General features: G+C 30.5%; 11 protein-coding genes and 1 pseudogene. 7 read left to right on the top strand and 5 right to left on the bottom strand.

From position 1 onward, the window contains the following. Positions 1-151 precede the first annotated feature (151 nt). The 5 genes and pseudogenes from Ctaglu_RS23470 to Ctaglu_RS23450 all read left to right on the top strand — a co-directional run. Complete coding sequence (locus Ctaglu_RS23470; protein ID WP_125006313.1) at positions 152-1,255, top strand: 3'-5' exonuclease; 1,104 nt, start codon at positions 152-154, stop codon at positions 1,253-1,255. Further along, entirely contained in the window at positions 1,249-1,998 is a 750-nt protein-coding gene (locus Ctaglu_RS23465) for a PD-(D/E)XK nuclease family protein (protein WP_125006311.1), read from the top strand. The genes Ctaglu_RS23470 and Ctaglu_RS23465 overlap by 7 nt, the downstream gene beginning before the upstream one ends. A gap of 334 nt (positions 1,999-2,332) precedes the next feature. Then, positions 2,333-2,587, top strand: coding sequence for a hypothetical protein (locus tag Ctaglu_RS23460; protein WP_125006309.1), 255 nt, complete (start codon positions 2,333-2,335; stop codon positions 2,585-2,587). Beyond that, positions 2,577-2,828: a type II toxin-antitoxin system RelE family toxin gene (locus Ctaglu_RS23455; RefSeq protein ID WP_125006307.1), complete on the top strand. Its 252-nt coding sequence runs from the start codon at positions 2,577-2,579 to the stop codon at positions 2,826-2,828. Before Ctaglu_RS23460 ends, Ctaglu_RS23455 begins: the two co-directional genes overlap by 11 nt. Before the next feature lie 459 nt (positions 2,829-3,287). Next, positions 3,288-3,485 (top strand): annotated as a pseudogene (locus Ctaglu_RS23450) (DUF255 domain-containing protein); the annotation flags it as partial. Positions 3,486-3,542: 57 nt separating this feature from the next. Here the strand turns inward: Ctaglu_RS23450 and Ctaglu_RS23445 are convergent. Then, the gene (locus Ctaglu_RS23445) at positions 3,543-5,099 is read right to left on the bottom strand and encodes a recombinase family protein (protein WP_125006304.1); all 1,557 of its coding nucleotides are present in this window, start codon (positions 5,097-5,099) and stop codon (positions 3,543-3,545) included. A 138-nt stretch (positions 5,100-5,237) separates the two neighbouring features. Between Ctaglu_RS23445 and Ctaglu_RS23440 the strand changes: the two genes are divergently transcribed. Together Ctaglu_RS23440 and Ctaglu_RS23435 are read left to right on the top strand one after the other, a co-directional pair. Then, the gene (locus tag Ctaglu_RS23440) at positions 5,238-5,543 is read left to right on the top strand and encodes a recombinase zinc beta ribbon domain-containing protein (RefSeq protein WP_125006302.1); all 306 of its coding nucleotides are present in this window, start codon (positions 5,238-5,240) and stop codon (positions 5,541-5,543) included. Between the two features lie 1,990 nt (positions 5,544-7,533). After that, the gene (locus Ctaglu_RS23435; RefSeq protein WP_185732936.1) at positions 7,534-8,514 is read left to right on the top strand and encodes a DUF2806 domain-containing protein; all 981 of its coding nucleotides are present in this window, start codon (positions 7,534-7,536) and stop codon (positions 8,512-8,514) included. A 230-nt stretch (positions 8,515-8,744) separates the two neighbouring features. On the opposite strand, the gene Ctaglu_RS23430 is transcribed toward Ctaglu_RS23435, so the two are convergent. The 4 genes from Ctaglu_RS23430 to Ctaglu_RS23415 all read right to left on the bottom strand — a co-directional run bounded on the left by Ctaglu_RS23430 (position 8,745) and on the right by Ctaglu_RS23415 (position 11,705). Further along, positions 8,745-9,617, bottom strand: coding sequence for a hypothetical protein (locus tag Ctaglu_RS23430; RefSeq protein ID WP_125006299.1), 873 nt, complete (start codon positions 9,615-9,617; stop codon positions 8,745-8,747). 1 nt (position 9,618) lies between these two features. Beyond that, the gene (locus Ctaglu_RS23425; RefSeq protein ID WP_125006297.1) at positions 9,619-9,780 is read right to left on the bottom strand and encodes a helix-turn-helix domain-containing protein; all 162 of its coding nucleotides are present in this window, start codon (positions 9,778-9,780) and stop codon (positions 9,619-9,621) included. A 531-nt stretch (positions 9,781-10,311) separates the two neighbouring features. Further along, a complete protein-coding gene (locus Ctaglu_RS23420) occupies positions 10,312-10,587 on the bottom strand; it encodes a hypothetical protein (RefSeq protein ID WP_125006295.1) in 276 nt (91 codons plus the stop codon). 215 nt (positions 10,588-10,802) lie between these two features. Continuing rightward, entirely contained in the window at positions 10,803-11,705 is a 903-nt protein-coding gene (locus tag Ctaglu_RS23415) for a hypothetical protein (protein WP_125006293.1), read from the bottom strand. Positions 11,706-12,222 lie beyond the last annotated feature (517 nt).

Genomic DNA, 12,222 nt, shown 5'->3' with positions numbered 1-12,222 from the left:
AATCATATTAATAAAATGCTTTTTTCTTACTGATAAAGTAATTTTATAGGGATAATCTGACGTAAATCACCTACTAATAATAGAAATAAAATGACGTTTCAATTAGTTATAATTTGACGTTTAACACCAAGATAACTATGGTATAAGCACTATGGTGTGTAACTCGAAAGAAGAGGAAATTAAAAAAGCTGTTGGTGTGGCTATGAAATTTAAAGAAAAATTCCCTAGTAAAACCTGCGCAATATTAGTTCCTTTTAATAATCAAGTTAGAGAAATAGCAGATATTCTTAGAGCGTGTAATATTGAATGTGATGAGTTATCAAATAAATCAGATAAAAAAATTAAAGTTACGAGTACGTTGGGATATATACTGCAATTTATTTCAAGGCCAGAGGATAGTGCTATATTTAAAGATTTAATTAAGAATGTGTTTTGCGAGGAGCATAATGAAGAAAGTGAAAAATTGTTCGATTTTATTTGCGGTTATGATGTTGAAAAGCTTATGTATCCAAGTGGAGATAATATAAATGAGCTGGATATTCCAGTAGAAATATTAAACTCCAAGGTGTATAAAGAATTTATAAATTCCATGGATTTAATTAAAACAATATTTGAATATCCTCAGACACATTTTGATAGACTGATTTTATATATTAGCGATGTTCTAAATTTTAGTATTGAAAATAGAGCAATGGCAGAGGCCGTGGCATCATATGTTAGATTTGCTTGTAAAGATAATAGTGAATTTTCACTGGGATATGTAGCAGAGCAATTGCTAGACGGAAAGAATAGTATACTAGATCATATTTCAGGTATAATATACGACCTAGAAGGATATGAACCATCTCCTGACAGAGTAACGGTATCTACTTGTCATAAAGCTAAAGGTCTAGAATGGGATTGTGTATTAATATTAAATATTACATCTTATCAATACCCATATATGACAACCGATAAATTTAAAGACTATTATTATTTGAAAGATGAATTTAAAAACCCAACAGTTCTTTGTAGCGCTGAAATTGCTAAAATTCTAGGTAATAATATTTGTGAAGATCCATTAAAAGAAGCTAAAATACAAATAATAAATGAAAAAATAAGACTTTTATATGTAGGGATAACAAGGGCCAAGGAATATTTAATTTTAATGGCAACCCAGTCTAATGAAGGGAAATGGAATGAAGATAAACCATCAAAGTATTTTTATGTTCTTCAAGATTACATAAATAGCCAAAGGGGTGACGGTAAATGTTAGACATTAGAAAATTAAATTATGTCTACTATAGTCAAAATCTTTTAAATACTTTTGATAAATGTCCTTTTAGATTCAAAATAAAATATTTGGATAATATCAGATGGAAAAAAGATTCAATAAGTGATGAGGATTATTATGAGAATATGAACATGGGACTGGATTTTCATCTTATCGCCCAAAGATATTTTTCAAATATTCCTGTGGTAATAAATGATAGTAATACTGAATTGCTCCACTGGACAAATTCACTTCGAGAAAAATTCACTATTTTAGATGAAAATATATATTTGCCGGAATATGAAATTAAAATGAGAAAAGATAATATTAGGATTCAAGCAAAGTATGATTTAATAATTATTAAGCCAAATAATAAAATAGAAATATGGGATTGGAAGACAGAAAATAGGAAACTTGATTATAAGGAAGTAAGTAAGAGAATGCAAGCTATTGTTTATATGTATATATTAGGGGAAAGGTCTTTAGAAATATTTGATAGGGATATATGTTCTGAAAATATAAGTATGAAATTTTGGCAACCACAGTTTAAAGAGGATATCATTACTATTAATTATTCTGAGAGTAAGCATAGAATTAATGAAGAAAAAATTATGCAGCTAACACGCAGATTGGATAATTATGATTTTAGTTTAGATTTTAATATTGAATTGTATAGTAAGCAGTGCAAGTATTGTGAATTCGCTGGTAATACTCAGGTATGTGATGCTTTTATTAGTGTGCATTGAAATAATAAACAAGTAATGAAAAATTGGTGTCATGTTCATAAAAGATATAACGCATTAATTTCTTTGCTTTTTAAATATAAAAAGCAAGAAAAATCTCCGTATATTGTGGAGATTTTTTTTTGTGATGTGGTATACTATAAATAAATATATAAAGCAGAAAAAACAATTTAAGATGCAAATAAGAACAAAGCGAAAACATTAGTTGCTAATTACTAGAAAATGGAAAATCAGAAAGTAGTTCCGATAATAATCTAGACATCTGAGAATTTGATAGTGAAGCTTGTTATAAAATTGGTATTAATATATACAAAAAGATTCTAGAGGGAGTGATTAAATGAGTCCATTATCTAAAGAAATAATAGAGAAATTAAATAAAGAAGAAGATATAATAGTTTTAGGAGAAGTATTGGATTTTTATGAATATTTAAGAGATAAGAAAAATAAAAAGTTGAAAAATAAATGGTTAGATATAGATGAAGATGAACCAACCAAAGATGAAAATCAATTGTGTCAACAGTATAAAAAATCAGAAGAAAAATTTATTCCTTTAGAAGAACTCATTAAGGAGTTAAATTTAGATGGAGAGTAACTATAATATTAAACTTACGAAGAAAGCAGAAAAGTTTATAAAAAAGCAAGATAAGGATACTCAGAAAAGAATTATCAAATCAATTCTAGAACTACCTGAAGGTGATATAAAAATATTAAAAGGCATGGATGAAATATATAGATTACGAGTTGGAGATTATAGAGTTTTATTCGAGAAAAATGATAAAGAACTTATAATTATTATAATTGCAGTTGGAAACAGAGGACAGATTTACAAATAAGAAAACTTCAGTAGAAATTCTTATAAATGCACTGAATTAATTTTCGGTGTTTTTTTGTGCTTTTAAATGGTTTTTAAATTATAAGAAGGGGGGTTTATATGAAAAACTTCAAATTATAAAGAAACACTTGGTGCTGCTGTAGGTCTCTTATGTTGAGGGTAGATATCAATGATCACCACTTAATTAGAATTAATTACATTTAAAAAATATTCTTTTATGTCGGTGAGTTAGAGAGAAATTCAGTTGCCGAGAAATTCTCGGTAACTGCTATTTGAAGATAGCAAAAGCCTTTGCTGAATGTGAATTTGAAAAATATAGAATAGTTGTTCATAAGTAAACCCATATCAATTATGATGTGGGTTTTAAAATATTAATTGTATATTAATATTTTTTGGGACTTAAAGTAGTAACCTTGGGTATAATACTGCTAATGCATATTTTATAGGAGTTGTTGTAGCTATGACTAAATCCGATACTATTAAAGAAAATAAAAAACCTAATAAATTAATAAATGAAAAATCTCCATACCTTCTGCAACATGCATATAACCCAGTAAATTGGAATCCATGGTGTGAAGAAGCCTTTGTTAAAGCAAAAGCAGAAAATAAACCAATATTCCTTTCAATCGGCTATTCTACTTGTCATTGGTGTCATGTAACCTACATGAACCGAGGTATTAGTGTAAGAATCCAACAGTAGGAACGCTTTAAGTCCCTACAGAAAATTTACTTCTACCAGATAATCATCTTTTTTTCTATCCCACACGATATGAGATATTATTGATTTATATAATTTGTTGATTTCCTTAGGGGTAAGATTCTCTTGTGTAATAGCTTCTTTAAATTTATCTATAATTGATATCCTTTCAGTGTTGGTCATTTTTGCGTTGTCATTTAGTTTTAGCTGATAGAGATTGAGTTTTGTTTCTGCTTCATCAAGCAAAGTTTTCAGGTCTGCTTTTCTCTTTTTAGCTTCTGGCAGAGTATAATATTCATCCTCAACTAATTCATCAATTCTAATTATTTTCTTCTCTAATTTAGCTATCTCAGTTAATATCATTTTTATATCTCTTAGCACACTATCATTTTCGCCACCATCATCATTCAAAGCTTTTTCAAGTGCTTCTCTGTACATATCCAGTTGTATCATTATTTGTTCATGTACAATACTGGAATCTGAACCACTGTTGCCACATTTAGTTCCTATAGCGTCTTGATACCAGCATGGCTTAACGTATTCCTTTGACGTCCTGTCTGCCCTATAGTTAATTACCAAAGTATGTCCACATCTTGAACACTTCATTAATCCTGATAATGGGTAAATGTTTGTGCCTTTTCTTCTAGGTGTCTTTGTTTCCCTTCCGAAAAACAGTATCACTTTATCATGTTCCTCCTGTGTCTTTACAGCTTCATGGCAATTCTCAACTACTATCCATTCGTCTTTGTGAAAGTAAACCAAGTCCTTGCTGTCCTTACTTCTTTTAATAGCGTGCCCATCACCAGCAGACTTATTAGAGATTATTTTACCCAAGTGAGTTTCATCAACCAGTATTCTCTGGATTGTAGCACCATGCCATCTACCACCTCTGGGAGAAAGAATAGCTTTTCTATTCAATTCCCATGCAAGTTCATTAGGCGTTAATCTACCCACGATTACTTTTTCAAGTAGAAATCTGTAAGTATCATAATTGTCCTTATTAATTACTAGTCCTTTTTCATTTTTAAATAATTCTCTGGTTTTTTCATCGTACCACTCTTGATAAACGTAAGGAAAAGGTGGAGTACCATTTGTCCAATCACCACGTCTTGCACCTTGTTTCTTACCTCTTTTAAGACGTTTTTTAATCTGTTTATATTCAGCTCTTGCAATAAATCCTTCAAAGTCTGAATACATATCATCGCTGTCATCTTCAAGGTCATATATTTTATTAGGTGTTACAATTAACGTTCCTGATCGCCTAAGAATATTTTTTATGCGAGCCTGTTCTTCTCCATCCCCACGACTTAATCTGTCAATGTCAATTATAACTACTGCGTCATACATTTCATTTTCTACGTCTTTTAAGAGTTGTAGCATTTTTGGTCTGAGGTCTATACTATCAGAAGTTCCTATCTCGCTGTATTCTGTATATCTCCAACCTTTTACTTTGCAGAGTTCTTCAAGAGCAGTTCTATGCTTCTGCAAATCTTCCTCTACACCTCTGGATTTACGCAAATAAATTGCCACATCTTTTATAATATTTTTTAGTTGCTCATTAGGAATTGTAGGCATTCAGGTTTCCCACCTTTCTATGTTATGTAGTTGATTGCTATCTTTTTATATGATATATTATATGTAATCCTTTGTAGACCTAAAAAGATTATATCAGATGTCGCCCTAAATATCAATAAAATAATAGAAGGTGAAATAATGAATTATAATTACTTATTTACAAAATTAATAAAGTGCTATTGCGGTGGGAATTATAGAGGTAAGCTTGAAAGAAAAGTCCCGTCTTACATTTGCTCAAAGTACAGTAACTATGGGAGCTGTACAAGGAGGAAAGTTAAAGAGGACTTACTATTGTATTATGTAGAAAGGTTCTGTAGAGAGCAGGGAATAACATTTGAAAAGAATATATATTTTATACATGAGATTGTGGACATTATCACAGTTAATGAAGAAGGTAAGACTACCATTAAATATAAAAATGGTGAAGAACAAAAGATAAGTTAGGAAGGGAAAATAACCTATGAGGGATATTCGAGCTTTTGAAGATGTTGTTTTGAAGGAAGAGCACATCATTGCTTTTTAATTTGAAACATAATTGCAAGAAAAGTACATAAGAATACAAAGCAAGATAGATGGTAAAACTATACTGTAAGGCGGATAATATTGAAAAGATATAACGATTTTATATTTACGAATATAATATTAAGTGATATTATAAAAGTGGTATATACTGAACGATTAAATCATACTTTATCGAACATCAAAATGTGCTATTAGGCATATATAATTAGTGCAAATAGTATTTTAACAATTAAATAATAACTTAAATTTCTTTGAAAAACAAAAGATACACTAAAGTGATACCAACACTAAAGTGTATTTAATGTATAACTTATAACTCATTATTTATGTGCAAATAAGTAAAGTAATACCGCCATTGCGGAAGACATTGCACCTAAAATCAAAGCTAACAGGTTTAGGAAGTCTAAATTTTTCATTAAATCACCTCCAGTTGTGGTGATTGAGAAGGAAGCAGTATAATCACTGCTTTTTTTCTTTTTCCGTTCTTATCTTACTTCCATTTATATAAATAAGCAAGTATTAGAATTTCAAAAGAATGGCGTATTGATTGACTTTAAGTAGCCGAATTGGCGAATAAGTATACGGAGAGTAGAAAAGTTTACTGAGAGAAAACAAAATTGCACGGAGAGTTAAAAAATTGTACGCAGAGTTAAAAAAATGGCATATATATTAGAAGAAATCTATAATTATAAATTTTTTGTTAACAATTACTTTTCAACATTTTGTTGTATTAACGATGAACCTTAGGTGACCTCTAAACTGGATTTATATAACTATATTGAAATGAAGAGCAATATAATGTCATTACTGTAGCTTTACAGTTGAAGTTAAAAGTGTAGCAGAAATTTCTTTATAGGATTTACACCTAAGGGGGTAGTTATAAAGACAATGTAGGGGTCTGTACCTACTATAAGCCTAATATCATTACATTTTATACTGAGATTAAAAACAGCTTGTATATGGTCTTAGCACTGGATAGGGGTTATTCCTATAGTCTTCCACAGTTGGTAGAGTATTACAATAATGAAATTAGTTTAAATAAACAGAATATAACATTTGCTTAAGATGAAGATTAAACTGAATTCAATAATAAATAAACACAATTAAATTGTAATAATATAACAGCACAAAAATTCAACAATTTTAGGGGTAAACTTTTACTTTTGATAACTGATTAGTGAGTACAGTATATGGAAGCAGTACCAATATTCACAAAGTGTCCTCAATATTTTACAATTATGAGGACAATAGAATGTGATTTCGTAACTTAAACAGTTATTTATAGTGGATTTGAGCAAGAGTTCTACTGTATTAATATGGTAAATGCTAGCTATAATGAGTGTCAGATTGTTGAACATTCAATATAATTTTTATTATATTGAATGGTTTTACTGTGTTTATTTACAGTATATTACACTAAATGTGATTACAAATATAACCATTGACAAAAGCAGAAAAGTAGGAGTAGGAAATAATCAGTAAAGTAAAGTCAACGTAAAGGTTACAGTAATTTACATTGACAGATATAACAAAGTATGATTGTAATTATTGCTGGTGCATATACAGCAGAGGGGCATGGATGTACCCAGCACGTAACATTAAGATACCTGAGCAAATCACTTGGGTTAGTGCACTTTATCACGTTAAAGTAATAGATAAATACAAAAATGAAAATTTGTTAATGAGACATACAGGGAATGTTTCTTGGATTATAGGACAGTTAATGATCAGGTATATTAAGTCTAATAACTGTAGCCACTTGATTATGTATACCCCTATAAAAAAAATGAAAATATTTACTATATTCGACAGAATAGTGATGTTGCAATATAAAAAATATGGTATAATTTGCATATGATTTAATTTGAAATTGAACACTACGATGTACATTTTGTTTAGGGGGAGAAGTAAAATGGGAGAAATTGATTTATTAGGTATTGGAAAATTTGCAACAGCAGCTAAAGAACCTATTTTAAAGCTTATGGAGCTTTGTGAGTGTGCCATAGGTAAAATATACGAACCGACTCATGTAGTTAGGATGGCAAAAGCACATGCAGAGGAAATTAAATTGATATCGGCTGTAAGTAGAGAAAATACTGATGTTCCAATCTTATATTCAAAGGGTGATATAGAAATTGATACCACTTCTGGACAGGAATTGGCTATAAGAACGCAGACTCGACTACAGCTTCAAGAACTTCAAAAACAGCAAAATATTGAATCAGTAATCTCACATGCTTACGAGGAACTTGGAACAGAAGAAACTGTTTCTAGTGAGCCAGTAGACACAGATTGGGCTACTAGACTTTTTAGTATTGCAGGTGAAGTCAGTAATGAGGATTTACAATTATTGTGGGGTAAGGTTTTGTCAGGTGAAGTTAAACAACCTGGAAGTTATTCTCTTAGAACATTAGACAGATTACGTAATTTAAGTAAGGAAGAAGCTGAGTTATTCAGTAGGATAGCGAATTGTGTATTCCAATATGGTAGCACTTTTTTTGTACATACTGATAAAGAAATTTTAAAAAGTGAGAACATATTTTATGCAGATATTTTAACTCTAGATGGGGCTGGATTAGTTACTACAGATTATTTAACCATTACTATACCTGTCACCCAAAACACTGAAAGAAACATCATTAAATTCGGAAGTAAACTATTATTTTTAAAAAGAAATAATGAGCAAGTGAAGGAAATTAAGGTATCATGCTATGCATTGACACAAGCTGGAGTAGAGATATATTCAATTATAGATAAATGTTTCAAAGAAAACTATTTAAAGGATGTAGCAACAAAATTAAAAGAACAAAATATATCAATCACGTATAATGAAATTATAAAAATAAACGCTGATAATTCAATGAATTATGAGCATACCGGTACTATTCTATAATCACAGTATATTTAATTTATGATGTAATAATTAACAATATTAAAGTAGTTGGTGGGGTATAAATAGACAAGCAATTAATCTACTCAATATAGTTTTATATAAATGAATTTTGCATTATTTTACAACAAATAATATTAATATGAGGGTAGCACCAGCTATTAAAGTACTACCTTTCTTTATTATGTTTTTAACCAGTCTAAAAGCCTTTTCAGTCCCTATCTTTCTTTTGTCTATTTAGTTTTAACTGCTAATTTAAACATTTTAGTTAGGTATTCAACATTTTCTAATAATGTACCTTTATAGAATATTCTAGGGTTAACAGTTACGAAAGTACCATTGCCTGTAGCACTAACCATAATTACATACTCGCCAGCTACTTTAATATTGAATAGAACTCTTTTAAGTTTGCTTGCTGAGTTTTTATCTACTTCATAACCTAACATTTCAGCTAGTTTCTTGAGGCTTATCGGTACAATCTCGCTCTCTAGTTCACAAGTAGGATTCTCACATACTACGTTATATTTTAAGCTTATAAGGGGAAGCATTACTATTAAAAGACCTAACTGCTTATGTTCCCTAGGTGTAGCCTTTTCATATAAAGTCCTTATTGCGTCTTCGAAGATTCTAACTTTAGTAGCTTTCTTTTGTGTTTTGTTTAGCTTGCCTTTAGCTGAATACTCAGTGTTTAATAATAGGTGTCCTTTCTCATTCTCAGAAATTAAGCCAGCCGATATTAAGATGTTTTTAGTTTTATTAGTTTCATTTTTACCAAGTCCTAACACTTCATGTAAATCCTTTGCTACCATATAACGACCATCACCTTTCGCATTTCCATATATTAAATTGCCAGCGTAGTTACTAAATGTACAAATGTATAAGAATCTTATGCTGTACTGCTTATCTACCAGTTTAGATAAGTCTTTGTAGAACAAGAAGAAAAAGCTACCATAATTTTCGCTAACAAAAGAATGGAATACATTACTTTCTTTCTTCATGTTCGCATATTTCTTATTTCTACGTATATCCTGTAATTCGAATACTGTGCTAGCTTCTCTTATAACCTCGCCTGTTTCATCATCATACTCCATTGGTATTGTTATCATATTAACCCACCAACCCTTTAACTACGTCAGCTATAGCACTTTCAATTCTTGCTCTTGCCTTTTCACTCATGTTTCTTTTACCTAACATAAAACCACTCATATGCTGTTGAGATACGTTAGCAAGTATACCTATGGCTTTTATGTTAAAGCAAGTACCATTCATGTAGTTCAGTTTGCCCCTTAAATCTTCATTGCTTATTACTTCTTTTATAATAAAAAACCTCCATGTATTTTAGTAAAGAGTTTGAATACCTCTTTCTACTTTCTAATCCACCTACACAGAGGTAATACAACTCCCTTCTTACAACTATTTAACATTTATTTTGTATGTGTAATTATTCTCATGTCATCATTCTGAGGACAAAACAGCCATATATTCATCATTCTGAGGACACACTATTGTTGGTACCACTGGGCTAGATGGCGTTTTACCTTCTTGGTATAATGTTATTCAGAGTCCTTACAGTTATAAACTAATGTCAATAGCAGAAAGTTAAACTGCTATACTGTTTCGGTTTCCCTTACGGGAATCCCGTTTACGCTGTGAGCGTAAAATCAGCACGTATCTATGCTATCTCCACTCCGTTGCGATAACCTGTCTACCCCTTTTAAAACCAAACCAATCTTATACGGTTATACAATCTAGAGTAAAGAGTAGAAGCCGAGAACTTCTAGACAGTTAGACTGTTAACAGTTATAAGAGCAGAAGTAGTAGCAAAAGGTAGATAACGCAAAAGGGACTACTGACTAGCAATCCCTCTGTACGTTTATATGTACTTTCTTGTAGTAGTCCCTCAATTAAATTATCAGCAAATTTATTCTTTGACTCGTTATCCCATACACCATCTTTGTACTGGGTTTCTGGAAGTGGCTCATCCTTGTATTTCTGTAAGTGTTTCAGTGCATAGACTAACTTTCCTAATTGAGATAATTTTTTTCTAGGCATATTCGTAAAATGAAACAGCGACATATGGTCATAAATTACCCCAACTACAAAGTCATCTTTAGCTTCATCAACATAGTACTCAGTTTAAAGCACCATCAAATATCCTTGCTGTAGACTTAATGGTATTAATAATTCTTAATGTATTTATTTTTCTGCATAAAAAAAGGACTACTAGCAATTAAACCTAGTAATCCTATATTGACTATATATTTTTTTCATTATAATCTGGAGTTAACTAATCATTTACTATCAGCTTGTACATCTTTTTTACTAATGGGAGCCAATTCATGTGGAAGTTTTATTATCACTTCGTGAATTTTATCATATAGAAGGTCGTAATTAGTAACAATGCTTTGTAGCTTGCTTTTTTCTATTGTAACACCTGTTGGATGTCCAGCTTCATTTCTAACCTGTCTTATTACATCAAGGAATGAAAAATGTAACATATGATTCTCAAACTGTAAATTCTCAAACAGCTTTTTATCTTTCTCTATAGTCTTATAAAGTCCTTCGAGTCTTTTATGGGCTTTAGGAGCGTTAACAATGTTTTTCTCAAAATTACTGATTGTTAATGCGGATTCATTATTATACCTCAAATATTGCAAATAAGACTCTGATAATAAAAGTAATAATCTTTCAGCTGCGCAACCTATCGTCGTTGAAGCTGATAACATATTTCCACTAACAGCACATTTACAAGTTTCTATTATATATGCTTTCTCTATATCATCAAAATCGCTTTTTAGAACTTTCAACTTAAAATTATCATATATTATATCTTTCTGTTCTATTGAGGTTATTTCACTTTTTACAATTTCTTCATCTCTAACAATAAATTTTTTGGGTAAAACTAAGATTTCAATTCCCCAATATTCAAAATAACCATCAGAAGTATATATTTCTCTACAAACATCGGATAGATATTTTGTATATGTTTTCAATTTACTTTTAAGCGGTGTTGTTATTCTTAACTGTACATATTCTTTACGATAACCAGTTCCATTTCCATATATTCCTGTAGGATTAAATGTTATTTCGCATTCTTTCAAAAGCGCTAATAGGTCATCTTTCTTTAAATCTTGAGTATCCTCATCATATTCAACAAATTCGACAAGGGTAGCATGAAACTCTCTTTCTCTCATTTATATCTCTCCTTTATACAAATATATTACCACTAATTAACTTACATTACAATTGAAACCAAAAGTATTCCTAGGGAATAGCGCGTCTGCGATTGATTTTACTGCACCTCTAAAGTAGTTAAGGTTTAAGACCAATAACCTAAGTTCTGTATGTTTTGCCATGTATCCAACGTATACTATATCATCATATAAGCTACAGTCATCAGCTATTTTATTTAGTGGGTACTCAGAATGTCAATAACTTAAAGTTTCAGATAAACTGTTATAACTTTTTACTACATCAGTGTAAGTATTAGAATTTCTTCCTCTGTTTAAGTCTCTATAACCTTTTTAAAGTTAGGAAATAGTAAACGGTAATCTTTACGAGTCTCATCAGTGCTTCTTAATATATAGAGTAGTCACGGAAAGTAACATGTAAAACTTGATTTTGTATAGAGTCATTATAAGGCTATAAATTTTATGTTCAGAGAGCAGTTAGGAATAAAAATAGGCATAGCAAACAAGCCTACACGATGCA

The sequence above is a fragment of the Clostridium tagluense genome (genome assembly GCF_003865095.1).
In the GTDB taxonomy this organism is placed as follows: Bacteria; Bacillota; Clostridia; order Clostridiales; family Clostridiaceae; genus Clostridium_AD; species Clostridium_AD tagluense.
This window is presented reverse-complemented; position numbering and strand designations above follow the sequence as displayed.

What these genes read in the sequence shown, in the direction of transcription:
- Ctaglu_RS23455 (WP_125006307.1), top strand. Translation starts at nt 2,577, where the DNA reads ATGGAGAGTAACTATAATATTAAACTTACGAAGAAAGCAGAAAAGTTT.
- Ctaglu_RS23430 (WP_125006299.1), bottom strand. Translation starts at nt 9,617, where the DNA reads ATGATAACAATACCAATGGAGTATGATGATGAAACAGGCGAGGTTATA.
- Ctaglu_RS23445 (WP_125006304.1), bottom strand. Translation starts at nt 5,099, where the DNA reads ATGCCTACAATTCCTAATGAGCAACTAAAAAATATTATAAAAGATGTG.
- Ctaglu_RS23415 (WP_125006293.1), bottom strand. Translation starts at nt 11,705, where the DNA reads ATGAGAGAAAGAGAGTTTCATGCTACCCTTGTCGAATTTGTTGAATAT.
- Ctaglu_RS23420 (WP_125006295.1), bottom strand. Translation starts at nt 10,587, where the DNA reads ATGTCGCTGTTTCATTTTACGAATATGCCTAGAAAAAAATTATCTCAA.
- Ctaglu_RS23460 (WP_125006309.1), top strand. Translation starts at nt 2,333, where the DNA reads ATGAGTCCATTATCTAAAGAAATAATAGAGAAATTAAATAAAGAAGAA.
- Ctaglu_RS23470 (WP_125006313.1), top strand. Translation starts at nt 152, where the DNA reads ATGGTGTGTAACTCGAAAGAAGAGGAAATTAAAAAAGCTGTTGGTGTG.
- Ctaglu_RS23435 (WP_185732936.1), top strand. Translation starts at nt 7,534, where the DNA reads ATGGGAGAAATTGATTTATTAGGTATTGGAAAATTTGCAACAGCAGCT.
- Ctaglu_RS23465 (WP_125006311.1), top strand. Translation starts at nt 1,249, where the DNA reads ATGTTAGACATTAGAAAATTAAATTATGTCTACTATAGTCAAAATCTT.
- Ctaglu_RS23425 (WP_125006297.1), bottom strand. Translation starts at nt 9,780, where the DNA reads ATGAATGGTACTTGCTTTAACATAAAAGCCATAGGTATACTTGCTAAC.
- Ctaglu_RS23440 (WP_125006302.1), top strand. Translation starts at nt 5,238, where the DNA reads ATGAATTATAATTACTTATTTACAAAATTAATAAAGTGCTATTGCGGT.